We start from the raw sequence: 17,659 nt of genomic DNA on the forward strand, positions 1-17,659 counted from the left end.
ATTAAGCAAACCTTTCGTAACGTAATTGCCAATAGGAGGTTTTGAACGCCCGCTTAAACAGCAATGCGAGGTCACCTTCGGCCCATCCCGTCGGGGAATTTGGGCTGCAAGTGACCCCGCGTTGCGGAAGGCCAAACAGCGGGCGGGCCGGAAGAGCAGCCCGCCGTCCGGTCAGCGGAGGACGATGTCCACCGGGTTCGCCTCCGAGCGCCAGGTTCCCTCGGATCCGGGCCGCGAGCCGATCACGGGGGCCGTGAGCACCCCGGAGCGGTTGGTGCGCTTGTCACGCAGAATCTCAGTGACGGAGCCGAGGTGCCGGGACAGGTCGATCACGTTTTCCGGCGCGGCCAGGAGCAGCTGGAACCCAAACTCATGCAGGGCCTTGATGCCGGCGCCGGCGAACTCCTCCGAGGCAAGGACAAAGGCCTCGTCCATCATCACCGTGCCGTAGGTGGTGAAGCCTTGCTCGGCGATGCCCAGCTGGTAGCTCAGCGCGGCGGCCATGATGAAGGCGGTGAAGCGCTGCCGCTCGCCGCCGGACATGGAACCGGTGTCCGCGTGCATAAAGACTTCGGTCTTCTTTGAGCCCTTTTTCGGGCCCTGCACCTCGCGGTGCTCCTTGCACTGGATGAACAGATGTCCGCGGACGTCCAGCACCTCGGCACGCCAGCGCCGGTCCTCGGGCGTCTGCGAGCCCAGCCGCTTCACGAGCGTCTCGAGCGACTTGTAGCGGGTGGTGAGCTCGGCGTCGTCGTCCGCTTCCAAACCGGCGGACGGCGCGGCAGCCTTCCCCGGGCGGGCGTGCCGGACCTTGAGCGCGTTCTGGATGGCGTCCTTGAACTGCTTCGCCGTGGCGGGCAGGGTCTGTTTGATATCGAGCTCCAGGAAGCTGCCCTCGTGGAAGTTCACCTCTGACAGGATCCCGTTCAGCGGCAGGATGCGGCTGGTGATGGAGCGCCGTTCCTCGTCCAGCAGGTGCAGCAGGGTGGAAAAGGATTCGTGCGTGCGCTGGTTGAAGAACTGCCGGAATTCGGCCTCCTGCGCCGGCAGCCCGTCGCTGACGATGGCGTGATATCGGGCCTCGAACTCCCCCGCGGCGCCGATCGAGGTGCCGTGGTCCGCGGAAATCGCCGTTCCCCACTCGCGCACAAAGCCTTCGAAAATGCGGGTAAGCCGCTCCGAGGTGGCCTGCCCGCGGGATTCGGCCGCATGCAGCTCGGCGAGGAGCCGGGTCCGGACCTGGTTGGCGAGGTTGTCCAGTTCGTGCATTTCCAGGATGTCGCTGACGCCACCGAAGGCGGCCAGATACGGCTCCAGCGCCGTGACCGTTTCGTCCGACGGCGGCGACTGCTCCAGGCGCGCCCGCGCGGCGTCCAGCAGCGAATCGGCGGTGGTCAGCTGCGAGTCGACAGCCTTGTACTCGCTCTGCAGCACGGCCGCGGCCTCGGTGCTGGACTGGTGCTTGTGCCGCGCCGCTTCGATGTTGGCGCGCAGCGGTTCAAGGTCGGCCTGCGCAGCGAGGGCGTCCTTGAGCCGCTGCTCGATCCGGGCGAGTTCGTCCGCGGCCACCGCGGCCGACACCTGTTCCCAGGGCCGGTGGTCCTCGGCCACGCGGCGCAGTGCCTCCAGCTGCCGGGTCATCCCCTGGTGCGATTCTTCCCGGCTTTGCGCGAGTTCAGCGGCCTTGGCCAGTTCCTGCTGCAGGTCCTCGACCTGTGCCGCCACGAGCTCCAGCTTGGAGGCGTTGTCGAAGCCCAGGACATAGTCCTGCCGGCCGGTGAAACGGTCGTCCTTTTCCACGGTGTGGCGGTTTCGCTTGACCACACCGCCCAGGCTCAGGCCCTTGTCCAGCCGGGCCAGCTCGTCCGGGTCCTCCACACACGGGTAGGCGAAATCGAGGGCGATCCGTTCCCGGATCCACTCCCCGGCCTCCGCGCCGGGTCCCATGGTGAGGATGTCCAGCTTGGTGAGCAGATCGCCGTCGGCCACGTCCTCCACGGCCAGCGCCCCGCCGGCAAGCGGCTTGGAGATGTCCACCGCGCGCAGCGCACCGCGGACGGAATGGTCGTTGAGGTACCGGGTGACGGCGGCGAAGTGCTCGCCGGGGACCAGCAGCGTCGTGGCGAGGCTGCGCAGCGCCCGCTCGGCAGCCGGCCGCCACTGCTCCTGGCCCTCGGAGAGGTCGATCAGCTCGCCGCCAAACGGCATCTGCTCCTCGGCGACGCCCGTGGCCGCCGCGATGGCGCTGCGGTTCTCAATGCTCGACGGCGGCAGCAGGGACTTGCGCGTCTTGAGCGAGACCAGCTCCTGCTGGGCAGCCGCAAGCTCCCGCTTCCTGGTCGCGTGGCCGTCGAACGCCTCGAAGCGCAGCTCCTTGAGCGCCTCCGAGTCGTCCTTCAGTTCGGCCGAGCGGGCGGCCGCGTGCTCGTGCGCCTGCTCCCAGCCCGCCGCGGTCCACTGCAGTTCCAGGCCGGCGTCGGTTAGTGCCTTGCGCGCCGATTCCTCCACCTGCTGGCGGAGTTTGAGCCCCACCCGGGCGTTCTCGAGCGATTGTTCGATCGCGGAGATCGCGTTGCCGCCCTGGTTGTTGTAGTCCGCCTCGAGCTGGCGCAGGTCCTTGGCCAGGCTGTCCCGGATGCCGCGCTCGGCGCCGAGCTCCTTGGCCTTCGCCTGGGCCAGGTCCTTGAACCGGGCCAGCGTTTTCTCGTGGACGGTGACGGCCAGCTGCTGCCTGTACGCCTCGAACTCCTCGCCGGCGAGCTCCCGGAGCCGGTTCGCGTCGAGGAGGGACTGGGCATAGTCCTTGTTCAGTCCGGGCACGGGGGCCAGTTGGTCGCGCTGCTGCCGGACGTCCTCCAGCCGCTGCCGGATGGACATCAGGTTGCTGAATTCCTCGACGACGTCGTCCGCCGCGGCCAGCGTGGCGGGCGCGTCCAGGACCTGGTCGCGGAAGAAGTTGTTGACGCTGCCGCCGAGGCCCTTGCCGGCCTGGATGACGCGGAGCAGCGGCAGGGCCTGGTCCGAGTTGATGCCGAGCAGGCGCCGGAAGCGTTCCGCGAAGGCCTTGTGCACGTCGAAGATCTGGGCGTCCGGGAAGATCGCGTCCAGCGCCGACTTAGTGAAGCGCTTCTCCGCGATGCCCTCGATCGCCGCGAGATCCAGCGGCTTGTTGTCGATCAGGTAGTACCGCCCGACGCTGGACTCCGTGCCGTTCTTGGGCAGGTCGAACAGCGCCGAAACCGTCACCCGGGTGCCCGCGGCGTTGTCGAACGTCAGGGCGATGGCGGACCACGTGGCGCCGGGGCGCTGGAACGCACTGGCCGAGCCCTCGCCGACGGCCTTGTCCCCCACCTTGCCGCGCATATACGTAAACGTTGTCCGCTTGTCCTCGACCGCGCCGCCCGCGCGCTGGGCCGCCGCCTCGTTCGAGCGCGGCCGGGCATCGAAGACCCGGAGCATGGCGTCGAACAGCGTGGACTTGCCGACGCCGGAGTTGCCCGTGAGCAGCGTGCCGTTGCGGTCCACGTGCATCGTGTGGGCGCCGTGGAAGGTGCCCCAGTTGACCACCTGGACCAGGGCCAGGCGCATTTGGCCGGGGTTGGTGAGCTCGCCCATCGGGAGCATTGTCGCGATGCTCACTTGGTGTCCTCGGCTTCTTCAGTTGTGGTTGCGTTCGACGACGACGGCGATGCCGCCCCCGCCCCTTCGCCGGACAGCATTCGTCCTGCGGACGATGCTGCCGGCTCCGACAGGCCCGATGCCACTCCCGGGGCGGCATCGCCGTCGCCGTCTCCGATTGCCAGGTCACCTTGGGCGACCGAATCGGCACCGGCGTCGTTGTAGTCGTCACCGTTCGGTTCATCTTCAGCGGCGGAGCCGTCGTCGTCCGGGTCGCCCTCGGTGTTATCTTCCGCCGGAGTTGCCGCGTCGCCGTCGAGTTCCAGCAGGGGTTCGGTGCCGGACTGGTCGGTGCTGGCGGCTACCAGGGCTTCGATCTGGGCGGGGATGTCGCCGATGTTTTCGAAGGGGAGGGCCAGGGGGAGGGCGTTGGAGATCGTGTAGACCTCGTCCAGGCCGGTGGTGAGGAGGAGTTGGCGGGCCAGGAGTTTGGTGATGGCGCGGTTGACGACGTCGGAGTCGCGGAGGGCGTCCTGTTGGCCTGAGGGCTGGTAGTGGGCAACGAGTTCGGCGATTTCCTCGCGCGTGATGGTGGGGTCCGTCTGGGCTGTGACGTGGCGGTCCAGGAGCAGGCGGAGGCGGAGCAGCACGATGGTTTCGACGCGGCTGAGTGCCCGCTGCTGACGCAGGATGCTGGAACGGGTGCTGCCGCCGATCGCCTCGGGGTCCACCGGGCGCAGCACTGCCACCTTGCGTTCGTGGTCCAGTTGGAGGGTCAGGAAGAGTTCGGAGAGCCGGCTGCGCAGGATCAGCTGGTTGTCCAGCAGGGTGGTCCAGAGCTTTTCGTCCCGGCCGCCGTCGATGTACGGGCCCTTGAGGAGCTTCACGAGGGCCTGCCGGACCTTCATCGGAAGCACGCCGGTGTCGCCCGGGAACAGGGCCGCGCCGTCGACAAACGTGTCCCTCGGCGTGACAGTGAAGGGGGCGGCGTGGACGTGTCCGGCGTGGCCGGCCTCAGGCTCCGCGTGGGCGTCGGCGTGCTCCGGCTCAGCAGCCTGCGTGTCGTGAGAAGTTTCAGTCATCTTCAGTCCTTCTTGAGCGTGACCAACGGAAGGTACGCGGTGCGTGTGGAGCCGTCGATCTGTTCGAAGTCGAGAGTGTCCCAGGCCTCGCGGTCAAAGCCGGCGGCCGCGTGCAGGGCGTGGGAGAGCAGGGCGCGGATCGAGTTGATGTGGCGTTCCCCGTCCGGGAGCTGCGCCCAGGCCTCGGCCAGGGTGGTGGCGCCGGCGAACGCGGTCCGGATGGCCTCGGGGCTGGCTTTGCCGGTCCGCGGCGAGCGCACCCGGTCCGAGTCGCTGAAGGCAATAGGGTCGGCCAGCTTGGGCGGGGCCGCAAACTCGTCGGGGTCGAACAGCTTGACCATGGCCAGCGACTCGAAGCCGGCGTTGAACAGCGCCGGACCGCGGACCAGCCCCGGGCGCTCCCGTTCGTACGGCAGGGACCGGATGGCCTGCTCGGCCTCCCGCAGGACCTTGCGGAGCCGGACGGACTGGCGGAAGTCGTCGCTCTGGACGTAGGTGTTGAGGCTTTCGCTGAGCTTGCCGTAGATCCGCTGGATCTGGCTGTGCTGGGTCCGGAGTTCCGCCACCAGGTTCTTCAGCGTCTCGCGTTCGTCATGGCTGAGGTCGTCCGCGAACTGCCGGCTGAGCACCTCGCCGATCGCCGACCGGAAGCGCAGCTGCTGCAGCGGGTCCTCGAGGAACGCCGTGAAGGATCGGAAGGTCCTTCCCTCGGGACTTTGCCGGAGCCGCTTGTCCGCTTCCAGCACCTGGGCCATGGTGGCGCCCTTGCTGAGGGACTCCTCGATGATCTGGTTGCGGAGCTCGCCCACCAGCTCTTCGATCCGGTCCCGCATCTTCTTGTAGTCCGCGGGCAGGCTGGCGGCGAGGTCCAGGATGTTCCCGGCGGCCTCCACGGCCTCCTCGTCGTCGAGCAGCCCGTCAAAGTCACCCGAGCTGATGTCCTCGATCAGCTGGCGCCGTTCGCCGATTTCCTCTTCAAGGGACTCCAGCCGGGCGCTCTGGTCCGGGTTGGTCTCGTTGGCGAGCTTCTCGACGTCGCCCAGCAGCGTGCCGAGCCGCGAGCCGTTCAGGGTGGAACGTTCGCTGGAGAGGCTGTCGAGGAACGCGAGGACGCGGGCCGCGGGTTCGGTGACTTCGTACACGATCTGGCCGGACTGGTTCCGACGGGTCAGGAAATTCTTCCGGGTCCACTCGTCACCGAACGTCTTCCCGTTGGCCGAGCCGCCCAGCCCGGGGTCCTGGCGCCGGAGCTGCTCCAGGAAGGCGTCGACGTCGGCATGGAACTGTTCCAGCGGAAGCTGCGGCCGAGTTCTCGTAAACGAGGCCTGCAGCACGGCGATCACCCATGGCGCCGAGCGGGTCAACGCCCAGGCGGGACCCTTGGTGAGGAGTTCGAGGTCCCGGAGCCGGGCGCTGATGGCGTCGGCAGAGGACAGGGCGGAACGGGACACGCACTCTCCTTCAGCTGCCGTGGGGTCTGGATGGGGCAGCGGATTCGGAAAAACTGCCAGCTACAAGGTTAACGCAGGCCCCGGTTTGCATTCATCGTTGTGCGCCGTCCGCTTCGGGAGCAGACTATGAACAGCACGTGAGAGGAGCCAGCGATGAGCAAAAAAGCAGTACTGATCACGGGGATAGCGGCGGCGGCCGTCATCCTGGGCGGCGCAACAGTGGCGGTTGCTGCCAGCACCCAGACCGCCGCGCTCCGGCTTCCGGACGCCGGCGTTGCCGCCGCAAACCTCGACCGCTCACTCCGGGCGGACACAGCCGAAGCACCCGGGCAGGACGACGATTCCAACCTGCCCGCGCTGAGCACCCAGGATGCGGACAAGGCCGGCAGCGCCGCCCTCGCCAAAGTCGGCCAGGGCACCGTAACCGAGGTGGAACGCGAGAACGAAGGCGGCTCCGCCTACGAAGTGGAGGTGCGGCTGAACGACGGCACCCAGGTTGAAGTCCAGCTCGGTGCCGACTTCCAGGTCCTGAGCCAGGGCGCACCCGAACGCGACGACGACTGATTCACCTGTTGGGCCGGTTGCAACGGGCGGACCGTGAGGTTTCCGCGACCGGTCCGTGACCTACGCCCCGGTAGCATTTCGATCCCGTATCAAGAGCCACGGCGCGGGCTCTCGACTCTGGCTAGCGCTCTTCCCCCACCCTACGCTCGGGCTACTGATTCAGCCGAAGCAACGGTGCAGGAGGAAGAATGCAGTTCGACCTAAGCGCAGTGGAAACAGCAACGCTGGTGTTCATCGGAACGCTTGTGTTTGCCTTAGTACTGACAGTGTTCGTGATGACGGCGTCGTTCGCTGCCCTGGTGCTGGTGGGCGTCGGCCGGCTCGCCTGGATCGTTGCGGCAAACATCCTGCTGGGGCTCGTCCACGGCATTAACCACGCCTGGGACCGGCTGGTCCACCACGCCTCCACAGTGGAACTTCCGGGCGACTTCGGCGGAGACTTCGTCGGGGATATCGCGGCCGAAATTATGGGCCAACCGGCCCCTAGTACCGGCACCTACCCGCGGGTAGTATTGCGGGACAGCTGAAGGGTCCTCCACCCACGGCGGATCCAGGGCTCGAGCCGGTAACCCCGGTTAGAGGAGATGCCCGATGAGCTCCGCCGTTGAGAACCCAGCCACTGACAATCCGGCCGACAGCCCCGCCGCCGAGGTCCCGGTCCCGGCCGGGACGCTGGGCCACGATGCCACCGCAGCCGACGCGCGGGCCGTCGCCGAAGCCGCCCGCGAGACCAGTTGGGACCGGCCCAGCTTCGCCAAGGGCCTGTACCTCGGCAGCTTCGACCTCAGCCTGATCCACCCCTGGCCGGAAGCCCCGGCGGACGACGTCGAACGCGGGGATGCGTTCATGGCCCGCCTGACCGACTACTGCCGCACCATGTCCGGGCGCACCATTGAGCGCGATGCCCGGATTCCGGATGAATACCTCCGGGGGCTGGCCGAGCTGGGGGTCTTCGGCATGAAGATCCCCCGCGATTACGGCGGACTGGGCCTCTCGCTGGTGTACTACGGACGGGCGCTGGCGCTGCTGGGCTCCGTGCACCCCAGCCTCGGCGCCCTGCTCTCCGCGCACCAGTCCATCGGCGTCCCCGAGCCGGTCAAGGTCTTCGGCACCCCCGCGCAGAAGCGGGAATACCTGCCACGCTGCGCCGCGGGCGCCATCACCGCGTTCCTGCTGACCGAGCCCGACGTCGGCAGCGACCCCGCCCGGATGGGGGCGACCGCTGTCCCCTCCGAAGACGGCGAGTCCTACGTGATTGACGGCGTGAAGCTCTGGACCACCAACGGGGTCATCGCCGAACTTGTGGTGATCATGGCGGTGGTCCCGTCCCGCACCAACGCGGACGGCACGGTTCACAAAGGCGGCATCAGCGCCTTCGTCGTGGAGATGGACTCCCCCGGCATCACGGTGGAAAACCGCAATGCATTTATGGGCCTGCGCGGCATCGAGAACGGCGTCACCCGTTTCCACCAGGTCAGGGTGCCTGCGGCGAACCGGCTGGGCCGGGAAGGGCAGGGCCTGAAGATCGCCCTCACCACGCTGAACACCGGACGACTCTCCATTCCCGGGCTCTGCGTCGGCGCCGGCAGGTGGAGCCTGAAGATCGCGCGCGAATGGTCCAACGCCCGCATCCAGTGGGGCCGGCCGGTGGGCAGGCATGAGGCCGTGGGCAAAAAGATTGCCTTCATCGCGGCCAGCGCCTTCGCCCTGGACGCTGTGTTTGAGTTGTGCGCCGAAATGGCCGACGCCGGGCAGAAGGACGTGCGGATCGAGGCGGCCCTGGCGAAGCTGTGGTGCACCGAGATCAGCTGCCGGATCGCCGACGAGCTGGTCCAGATCCGCGGCGGGCGCGGCTTCGAAACCGCGGACTCGCTCGAGGCCCGCGGCGAGCGTGCCGTGCCGGCCGAGCAGCAGCTCCGCGACCTGCGCATCAACCGGATCTTCGAGGGGTCCTCGGAGATCATGAAGCTGCTGATCGCCCGCGAGGCCGTGGACGCGCACCTCGCGGCCGCCGGAGATCTCGCCTCCGAGGACGCCAGCCTGTCCGACAAGGCCAAGGCCGCGGTCGGCGCTTCCGGCTTCTATGCCAAGTGGCTGCCGAAGCTCGTCGCCGGGGCCGGCATGGACCCGCGTTCCTTCAGCGACTTCGGCCGGCTCGCCAGGCAGCTTCGCTTCGTCGAGCGCTCCTCCCGACGGCTGGCCCGGCAGACGTTCTACGGGATGGGGCGCTGGCAGGCGAAGCTCGAGCACAAGCAGGCGTTCCTGGGCCGGATTGTCGACATCGGGGCCGAACTGTTTGCCATGGCCGCCTGCTGCTCCCGGGCGGAAATGCTGTTGCGGACCGAGCCGGAGAAGGGGGCTTCCGCCTACGAACTGGCCGAGGCCTACTGCGAGCAGGCCCGGGTGCGGGTGGACGAGTACTTCGACCAGCTCTGGCGGAACACCGACGACGGCGACCACGTGCTCACCCGCAATGTCCTCGCCGGCGACTACGAGTGGCTCGAGACCGGAGTCCTGGACCAGTCCGAAGGCACCGGCCCCTGGATTGCCGACGCAAGCCCCCGCGCTTCGGTCAAGGAGAACCTGCACCGGAGGTATCGCTGACACGAGGGCCTTCCCCCGTTATGCACGCCGCAAACGAATAGTAAGCATCCTTGCTACCTCCCGCTGCCCGTGGTTAGGTGGACTTGAGACCTGCGCGCGGGTCTCCGCCTTGCGGTGCCCGACTCAAACATTGAGCCCGGGTCAATCAGTGAAAGTGAGCATTCCTCATGAGCAGCCCAGCAGGCCCCGAAGACCGCACGCCCCGACGCTCCGGTGACGGGGAACCGGCCGTAAACCACGAGGCCCGGATCCACGACGCCCGGGAGGATGCTGCCCGTCAGGACGCTTCACGCGCCAACGACACGCGCGTCATTCCGACCGGCACCGCTCCCGACGCCGTCACCACCCGGAGCCACGACGCCGTGCGCCCGGAACCGACCCGCGCCCAGGCCGTGACTGCCGAGCGCCACGACGGGACCGGCCGTAACCATGCCGCCGTCGCCGGCCATGACACCGTCGTCGACGAGGTCCCCACCCGGGAAACCGTGGTGGCCCGTGAAAAGGAGCAGTTCGGCGGCATCAAGGTCGGCTCGGCCTTCTTCGGCTGGCTCGCCGCCACCGGCATGGCGGTCCTGCTGACCGCGCTGGTCGCCGCCGCCGGCACCGCCGTCGGCCTCGCCACCAACACGGACGTCAACGCGGCTGTGAACTCCGCCAATCAAACGGTGGGAATGGTCGGCATCATCGTGCTGCTTGTCATCCTGTTCGTGTCCTACTATTCCGGCGGGTACGTCGCCGGCCGGATGGCGCGCTTCAATGGCGCCAAGCAGGGCTTTATGGTGTGGGTCTGGGCACTCATCGCCGCGGTCATCGTCGCCATCCTCGGCCTGGTGGCCGGCCAGCAGTACAACATCCTGGCCCAGCTCAACAGCTTCCCGCGCATCCCGGTCAACGAGGGCGAACTGACCACCACCAGCATCATCGCCGCAGTGGTGGTGGCCGCAGTGGCCCTGGTTGGCGCCGTTCTCGGCGGAACCGCCGGCATGCACTTCCACCGCAAGGTGGACCGTGCCGGCTTCACCCCGGCGGACACCGTCGAGGAGCGCTAGGCGGTTTCGTCAAGGTAGTACCAGCGGCGGTCGACCCGCAGGAAGCGGCTCGTCTCGTGGTGGACCCCGCGTTCGCCGTCGTGCCGGAAGTAGGCCTTGAACTCCACGGTCCCCTCGGTGTCCAGCGGGCCGCCCCGCCCGGTTGAAATGATGTCCAGGCGCCGCCACTGCTGGTCCGGGTCCAGTTCCAGTGAGGCCGGCCGCGTGTCCGGGTGCCAGGTGCGCAGCAGGTAGCCGGCGTCCAGCACCACGAAGGCGCTGTACCGGGAGCGCATCAGCTGCTCCGCCGTCGGGGCCTCCGCTTCGCCGGCGTGGAAGCGACCGCAGCAGTCCGTGTACTGCTCCCCGGAGAGGCAGGGGCAATGACCGCTGAACAGGGGCCGTTCCGGCTGGGCATTGGACGCGGATTTGGCGGTGGCTGGGGGCGTCACAGTTGTCCTTTCAGGGGGCCGGACCACGCCGGCCGGGCACCTTCAGACTATAGACGCACAGTCCCGACGGCGGAGGGGTTACGGACCCATAACAGCTCTGACACGACTCGGCCAAGACTCCGGATGCCTGCGTGTCCACGGAAAAAAGTCCGTATGGTTAAGGGGTGCTGTTGCCCGCCGCTCTTGGCGGGCAACGTCGCGGCAAGGCCGGCAAGGAGAGGTGAAATGGACGATCCGACAACCATCGCCCTCAACCTGACCTTCCTCGGGACCCTCGGTGTGGCGGCCGTCATGTTCTTCGGCCTCTTCCTCGTCTTTGTGGCCACGCTGGTGATCGCCGGCCTCGGCCGGCTGACTGCCGTGACCATCATGGCCCTGGGACGCGGGCTTTGGCCGTCCACAGGAAAAGCCGCCCTTCCCGCCGGCCACGTCCAGCAGGACCGCCCGGTCCGGGCCGTCGGAAGCACCCAACACGCCCGGCCGCAGAAAGCCGCGAAACCGGTGAAAGCCGCAAAGGCTGCCAAACCGGTGAAGCCTGAAAAGCCCGCCAAGAAGGAACCCGCCCTGTCACCGGACTGGGCTGCCGCCGTCGCGCAGGCTGATGCCCGCGCCGCCGCCCGTGCCAGGGCGGAGGCTGCCCCGGCCGTCAAGGTCTCGGTCCGCGAACTGCCCAGCCCCGCGGCTCCCGCACGGGACGTGTTGGCCGTGGCACCGCTCGTCGAGTCGGCCACGGACCGGAACGGCCAGCTCGGCACAGTCCCGCCGGCCTTCCGGAAAGCCCCGATGCCCGCCGCGAAGTCCATGCTGGACACCGGCTCGCTGGTCTCTCTACCCGGCCGGCTGCCAGTGCCCCGGAAGCCCCAGGGGACGCCCCAGAACCGCCAGCGGCCCACGCCGCAGGCCCAGGAGCGCAAAGCCGGCTGAGGCCTTACCCCCGGCAGGCAAGTCGGCTACGGTGAAACTCATGGAATTCAGATACCTGGGAAACAGCGGCTTCAAGATCTCGGAAATCACCTTCGGCAACTGGCTCACGCACGGCTCGCAGGTGGAGAACGACGTTGCCACCCAGTGCGTCCGGGCCGCGCTCGACGCCGGCATCAGCACCTTCGACACGGCTGACGTCTACGCCAACACGGCCGCGGAAACCGTGCTCGGCAAAGCCCTCCGGGATGAGCGGCGGGAGTCGCTGGAGATCTTTACGAAGGTCTTCGGCCCCACGGGACCCAAGGGCCACAACGACCTCGGCCTCTCCCGCAAGCACATCATGGAAGCCATCAACGGCTCGCTGACCCGGCTGCAGACCGACTACGTGGACCTCTACCAGGCGCACCGCTACGACTACGAGACCCCGCTGGAAGAGACCATGCAGGCCTTCGCCGACGTCGTGCGCCAGGGCAAGGCCCTCTACATCGGCGTCAGCGAATGGACGGCCGCCCAGATCAGCGCCGGCCACGCTCTCGCCAAGGACCTGGGCTTCCAGCTGATCTCCAACCAGCCGCAGTACTCCATGCTGTGGCGCGTCATCGAGGCCGAGGTGGTTCCGACGTCCGAGGAGCTGGGCCTCTCCCAGATTGTGTGGTCGCCGATTGCCCAGGGCGTGCTGAGTGGTAAATACCACCCCGGCAAACCGGCCCCCGAAGGCAGCCGCGCCACGGATGCCAAGGGCGGCTCGAGAATGATCGAGCGCTGGATGTCCGACGAGGTCCTCACCGGTGTGCAGCAGCTCAAACCCATCGCCGACGAGGCCGGGCTGACCATGGCCCAGCTGAGTATCGCCTGGGTGCTGCAGAACCCGAACGTGGCCTCCGCCATCATGGGCGCATCCCGCCCGGAACAGATCGAGAAGAACGTGGCGGCCGCAGGTGTGAAGCTGGACGCCGGAATCATGGAGAAGATCGACGCCGCGATCGGCTCGCTCGCCGAACGGGACCCGGCGCAAACCAAGTCGCCCGCCTCCCGGGAGGCATAGATGACTAGCCTGCCCACGCTCGCCGTCACCGGTGCCACCGGGAACCTGGGCGGCCTGGTGGCCAGGCTGCTGGCCGAGGCGGGCAGCCCGCAGCGGCTGCTGGTGCGCGACGCCGCCCGCGCCCCGGAACTGGAAGGTGCCGTCCCCGTCGTCTGCACCTACATGGACTCGGTGCTGGCCAAGCGAGCGCTGGACGGGGTAACGACGCTGTTTATGGTCTCCGCCGCCGAGGCCGAAGACCGGCTGCAGCAGCACTACGCTTTTGTGGATGCGGCCATGGCCGCCGGCGTGCAGCACATCGTGTACACCTCGTTTTTCGGAGCCGCACCCGATTCCACCTTTACCCTGGGCCGCGACCACTACGCCACGGAGGAATGGATCAAGGCCTCCGGAATGGACTACACCTTCCTCCGGGACAACTTCTACCTCGACTTCATGCCCCTGCTGGCCGGCGAGGACGGCGTTATCCGCGGACCCGCCGGGGACGGTGTCGTGGCAGCCGTCGCCCGGGCGGACATCGCCCGCTCCGCCGTGACCGTGCTCCGCGACCCGGCGCTGCATGTCGGCCGGACCTACGACCTCACCGGACCCGAGGACATCTCCCTGACCACGGCCGCCAGCCTCCTCACCGCCGGGACCGGCCGGACCATCACTTTCCACAATGAGACCGTCGAGGAGGCCTACGCCTCCCGGGCTTCCTATGGCGCTCCGCCGTGGCAGGTGGACGCGTGGGTGAGCACCTACACCGCCATCGCGGCGGGCGAACTGTCCGGTCCGACGTCGGCCGTGCACGAACTCACCGGCCGCGAACCGCTGGGCCTGGCGCAGTTCCTGGCCGAGTCGCACACGCTCTAGGCGCCCGGGCAGGGTACGGGGAGCCCGGTCTGGCCCAGTATTGACGGGTTCCGGGCTGCGGCGTAGACCTGAATACGGGTGACACCGGTCCAAAACCGGGCTGGTCCGGAGCAGAATCGCAGCGCCATGCCAAAGCAGATGTCCCGACACTCGTCCATCCTGAAGACGCCGCACCACGGACGGAAGCCCGCGCCGCACCCGGGCGAACCGAGCCACGGTCCGCTGACGGCGGAGGAACTCCAGCTCGCGGTGCGGAACCACTCCATGCCGTTGGAGGCCCTGCAGAGCGACACCACCCCGCCCGGGCTGCATTACCTGCTGAACCACTTCGACATTCCCTTCATCGACGCCGAGCATTGGCATCTGCGGATCGGCGGCGCCGTGCAGCGGGCCCAGGAACTGAACCTCAAGGCGCTGCGCCGGGCGCCGCGGATCAGCATCCCCGTGACCCTGGAGTGCGCAGGCAACGGCCGTTCGCTGCTGCGGCCCCGTCCGCTCAGCCAGCCCTGGCAGCTCGAGGCCGTCGGCACCGCCGTGTGGACCGGGGTTCCGCTCGCCTACCTGCTGGCCCAGGCCGGGGTGGAGGATGAGGCCGTGGAGGTGGCGTTCACCGGCGCCGACAGCGGAATCCAGGGCGGCGTCCGGCAGCAGTTTGCCCGGAGCCTCCCAATCGCCGAGGCCCTGCGGCCGGACATCGTCCTCGCTTACCGGATGAACGGCAATGACCTGCCGCCACAGCACGGCTACCCGTTGCGGCTGGTGGTCCCGGGCTGGTACGGCATGGCAAGCGTGAAGTGGCTCTCCTCGATCAAGGTGCTGACCAAACCGTTCGACGGGTTCCAGCAGACGGTCGCGTACCGCTACCAACAGGACGCGGACGACGCCGGCACGCCCGTCACGTGGATCAAGGTCCGCTCGCTGATGGTCCCGCCGGGCGTGCCGGACTTCTTCACCAGGAGCAGGATCCTGCCGGCGGGGCCGGTGATGCTGACCGGCCGGGCGTGGTCCGGCGAGGGTGCGGTGCAGCGGGTCGACGTGGGCATCGACGGCAAGTGGGCGCCGGCGCATCTGGAGCACCCGGCCGCGCCCTTCGCCTGGTGCGCGTGGTCGCTGCCCTGGGTGGCTGACCCCGGCGAACACGAGCTTGCCTGCCGCGCCACGGACGCCACCGGCGCCACGCAGCCGCTGGAGCAGGCCTGGAACTACCAGGGCATGGGCAACAACGTGGTGCAGCGGATCAAGGTGACGGTCGGGTAGCCGCAGCGAACCTGGTGGCGTAGCCGCTAATAGTCCACGATGGCGCCGGCGGAGATATTGACCGTGGCGTCGGTGATGGCCCCGGCCTTGTCCGAAGCCACGAAGCAGGCGACGTTCCCGACGTCGGCCAGCGTCGCGGTGCGGTTCAGGTGGGCCGTCCTGGCGATTTCCACCACGATGTCCTCACGTCCCTCTGCCTGCCACGGAATCGTCTCGATGATGCCGCCGGACACCATCGTGACCACGCGGATGCCGTGTTTTCCCAGTTCCAGGGCCCATTGCCGGCGCAGTCCCTCCATGGCGTCCAGTGCCACCTTGAAGCCGCCGAGCCCGGGGATGGTCTGGGGGCCGGAGCCTCCAAACATCAGCACCACGCCGGAGCGCTGCCTGATCATGTGCGTCGCCGCGGCCCGGGTGGTGATGAAGTGGGTGCGTGCGGCCAGGGTAATGGGCTGGGTGAAGTCGTTGACGTCGATGTCCATCAGCGGCTGCTGGATGTCGCCGAACGAAATCAGGTTGAAGGATATGTCGATCTTCTTGTTCTTCTTGGCCACCCGATCCACAAACGCGTCGACCTGCTCCTCGTCCAGGGCATCGACGACGGCGGTCTCCGCCCGGCCGCCCTCCTCCTGAATGTCCCGGGCTACTTTTTCCAGCCGCGACCCGGTGCGGCCGGCGAGGTGGACGAATGCGCCCTCCGCCGCGAAGGCCCGGGCCACGGCCCCGCCGATGGAGCCACCCGCACCGTAGATCAGCGCGGTCTTGCCCTGCAGCAGTCCGCTTCCCGGCACCTCATTGTTCAGCATGGTCGCCTGCCTCCCGCGGTGGAGTGGTAAATTCCCTCAACTATGTTCTCGCCGGGGGTCGCTGGCAAGAGGGGTAGCTGAGTTCAGGAAGCGAGGAGTTTTCGCGGATCGGGTCAGGCGCGCGGCGGCGCGGAGGGGATATCAGGGTTGTCCGGACGTGCAGTGCCCTGCGGGTTGTCCGGACGTGCTGTGCTGTCCGGGCCTGCGGGCGGCTCCGGTCGCCGCGGCATCGCGGGCGCCTCCGGCTGGTCCGGACCTGCAGCCGCTGGGCCGCCGATACCGTAGAAGCCCGCCTGCCCCCCGCCCGGCGCGGGCGTGGCCGGACCAGTTCCGCCGGGGCCCGGCTGACCGGAATAGGGCGGCGCACCGGCATAGGACGTATCACCGGGTCCGCCCGGGAGCGGCGCATACCCGGGGCCGGCAGGAGTCATGGCGGGCGGAACCGCAGAGGCTTCGCCGGGATCCCGGGGACCCATATCCAGGTGGAACGGCGGGTATTCGTCCCGCATCAGTGCGACGTAGGCGGTGACACGGTAGATCCAGCGGTTCAGCCCCATCAGGAATTCGAACAGCCCCCGGGAGTACACCCCCGTGAACAGCAGGATGACGCCGGCGATGAAGACCAGCAACCCGAAGAGGGACATCCCCGCGCCCACCTGCGACCATTCGTCTTCGCGATACACCCAGGTCGTGGCCGTACCGGTGAGCAGCGCGATGATCAGCAGGTGCGGGATGGCAAGGAGCCAGGACTTCACGAGCACCAGCCCGTGGGAGAGCTTCTCGGGATAGTCGACGTCGAAGTCGGCCGGGTAATCGGTGCGCTCCAAGGTGAAGGGAGGGTAGCGGTCGGTGCCGAGCGCCGCGTAGCAGTAGAAGGCCACCCGCCAGCTCCAGCGGATCACGCCGACGTTGAAGTTGAACAGCGAGCGCGGGTAGTGCCCGGTGAAGAGGATCGCGAACCACGCCACAATGGTGACCACGCCGAAGGCAAACCAGAGGAAGAAGAGCACGATGAAGTGCGGGATGGCCAGGAACCACTTGACCAGCCACTTCCAGCGGGACAGGTCCGGGTCCAGATAGCCACTGAGCCGTGCCGGATACACGACGCCGGAACCCGGCGGGATGCCCGCCGCCACCCCCGGCGGGGTGCCCGGCAGGGCGCCCGCAGTGTAGGGCTGGGCGGCGTAGGCCAGCTGTCCCGGGACGGGCTGGCCGCCATACGGTTGGGCCTGCCGGCCGGGTCCGGCCGGCGGTCCGCCCTTGCCGCGGCCCAGTCCGGCGGCACCGAAAATGATCAGGGGCAGTCCGATGAGGAGGAGCAGGATTCCGCCGACCAGCAGCCCGATGAAGACGGGCCACAGGAGATCAGAGCGGGCGCCGGCTTGAAGATCCACGGCAACCGGTGCCGTGGCGTCGGCATTCATGATTACCACCGACCAGGACCCCGGCCGCAGATCCCACTTGAGCTCCTGGGTTCCCTGCCCGGTGGCCACCGCAGTCCAGAAACCCTGGTTCGCGGGCGATGCCGGCACCTTGGGGCCGGTCACGTCGCGGTACAGTGCCCGGAACGGCGAGAATCTGACGTCGACGATTTCGGAGTGGTTGACATCGGCCAGATAGGCCGTCACGTCGGCCTGTGGGGCGATCCCGATAAAGATCGCCTTGGTCGGATCGGCCGCCGAGCCACGGAGCAGGATGCTGCCCGGCACGACGGGAGCCGTTTCAGGGAAGCTCCTTTCTGTCATGACGTCCAGGCGCGGTGAAGTGAGGGCGAAGGAATTGGCGGCGAAGCGTTCCACCGGTGTGGTGAAGTACCCGTTGTCGCGCTGTTGATAGTTGGCCCACCCGACTGCGCCGGAGCCGGCCAGCAGCCCCAAGCCAAGAAGTGCGCTGAGCGTGCCCAGCACGAGCATGACAATCCGGCCTGGTCGCATGAGCGCCGTCCTTTCACATGGTCCTTGTGAGACCTCCGG

The 17,659-nt window shown here is 68.1% G+C and carries 13 protein-coding genes and 1 pseudogene; 8 read left to right on the forward strand and 6 right to left on the reverse strand.

Annotated features, from left to right (window positions below):
• Positions 1-171: 171 nt before the first annotated feature.
• The 3 genes and pseudogenes from AC1DC5_RS14815 to AC1DC5_RS14825 form a co-directional block, all read right to left on the reverse strand.
• Complete coding sequence (locus AC1DC5_RS14815; RefSeq protein ID WP_476865655.1) at positions 172-3,639, reverse strand: ATP-binding protein; 3,468 nt, start codon at positions 3,637-3,639, stop codon at positions 172-174.
• 230 nt (positions 3,640-3,869) lie between these two features.
• Positions 3,870-4,700: pseudogene (locus AC1DC5_RS14820) on the reverse strand (DUF4194 domain-containing protein); the annotation flags it as partial.
• A 2-nt stretch (positions 4,701-4,702) separates the two neighbouring features.
• The gene (locus AC1DC5_RS14825) at positions 4,703-6,151 is read right to left on the reverse strand and encodes a DUF3375 family protein (protein WP_476865656.1); all 1,449 of its coding nucleotides are present in this window, start codon (positions 6,149-6,151) and stop codon (positions 4,703-4,705) included.
• A 153-nt stretch (positions 6,152-6,304) separates the two neighbouring features.
• Here AC1DC5_RS14825 and AC1DC5_RS14830 point away from each other — a divergent pair, with 153 nt between their 5' ends.
• The 4 genes from AC1DC5_RS14830 to AC1DC5_RS14845 all read left to right on the forward strand — a co-directional run bounded on the left by AC1DC5_RS14830 (position 6,305) and on the right by AC1DC5_RS14845 (position 10,368).
• Positions 6,305-6,715 (forward strand): PepSY domain-containing protein, encoded by a 411-nt coding sequence (locus AC1DC5_RS14830; RefSeq protein ID WP_441405168.1) that lies wholly within the window; start codon positions 6,305-6,307, stop codon positions 6,713-6,715.
• A 188-nt stretch (positions 6,716-6,903) separates the two neighbouring features.
• Positions 6,904-7,242 (forward strand): hypothetical protein, encoded by a 339-nt coding sequence (locus AC1DC5_RS14835; RefSeq protein WP_476865657.1) that lies wholly within the window; start codon positions 6,904-6,906, stop codon positions 7,240-7,242.
• A gap of 64 nt (positions 7,243-7,306) precedes the next feature.
• On the forward strand, positions 7,307-9,319 hold the full coding sequence (locus AC1DC5_RS14840) for an acyl-CoA dehydrogenase family protein (protein ID WP_476865658.1): 2,013 nt from the start codon (positions 7,307-7,309) through the stop codon (positions 9,317-9,319).
• A gap of 167 nt (positions 9,320-9,486) precedes the next feature.
• Complete coding sequence (locus tag AC1DC5_RS14845) at positions 9,487-10,368, forward strand: TIGR04086 family membrane protein (protein ID WP_476865659.1); 882 nt, start codon at positions 9,487-9,489, stop codon at positions 10,366-10,368.
• Here AC1DC5_RS14845 and AC1DC5_RS14850 read toward each other — a convergent pair.
• Positions 10,365-10,745 carry a YchJ family protein gene (locus AC1DC5_RS14850; protein WP_476865742.1) on the reverse strand — a complete coding sequence of 127 codons (381 nt, stop codon included), beginning with the start codon at positions 10,743-10,745 and terminating at the stop codon, positions 10,365-10,367. The two genes, AC1DC5_RS14845 and AC1DC5_RS14850, sit on opposite strands and share 4 nt — an antisense overlap.
• A 279-nt stretch (positions 10,746-11,024) precedes the next feature.
• On the opposite strand from AC1DC5_RS14850, the gene AC1DC5_RS14855 reads away from it, so the two are divergent.
• The 4 genes from AC1DC5_RS14855 to AC1DC5_RS14870 all read left to right on the forward strand — a co-directional run bounded on the left by AC1DC5_RS14855 (position 11,025) and on the right by AC1DC5_RS14870 (position 14,880).
• Positions 11,025-11,723, forward strand: a complete 699-nt coding sequence (locus AC1DC5_RS14855) for a hypothetical protein (protein ID WP_476865660.1) — start codon at positions 11,025-11,027, stop codon at positions 11,721-11,723.
• 40 nt (positions 11,724-11,763) lie between these two features.
• Entirely contained in the window at positions 11,764-12,768 is a 1,005-nt protein-coding gene (locus AC1DC5_RS14860; protein WP_476865661.1) for an aldo/keto reductase family protein, read from the forward strand.
• The gene (locus tag AC1DC5_RS14865) at positions 12,769-13,623 is read left to right on the forward strand and encodes an SDR family oxidoreductase (RefSeq protein ID WP_476865662.1); all 855 of its coding nucleotides are present in this window, start codon (positions 12,769-12,771) and stop codon (positions 13,621-13,623) included.
• 126 nt (positions 13,624-13,749) lie between these two features.
• Complete coding sequence (locus AC1DC5_RS14870) at positions 13,750-14,880, forward strand: sulfite oxidase (RefSeq protein WP_476865663.1); 1,131 nt, start codon at positions 13,750-13,752, stop codon at positions 14,878-14,880.
• Positions 14,881-14,906: 26 nt separating this feature from the next.
• Here AC1DC5_RS14870 and AC1DC5_RS14875 read toward each other — a convergent pair whose 3' ends face one another.
• Complete coding sequence (locus tag AC1DC5_RS14875; RefSeq protein ID WP_476865664.1) at positions 14,907-15,686, reverse strand: SDR family NAD(P)-dependent oxidoreductase; 780 nt, start codon at positions 15,684-15,686, stop codon at positions 14,907-14,909.
• A 113-nt stretch (positions 15,687-15,799) separates the two neighbouring features.
• A complete protein-coding gene (locus AC1DC5_RS14880) occupies positions 15,800-17,620 on the reverse strand; it encodes a DUF4389 domain-containing protein (protein WP_476865665.1) in 1,821 nt (606 codons plus the stop codon).
• Positions 17,621-17,659 lie beyond the last annotated feature (39 nt).

The sequence above is a fragment of the Arthrobacter sp. 10L424 genome (assembly GCF_056395325.1).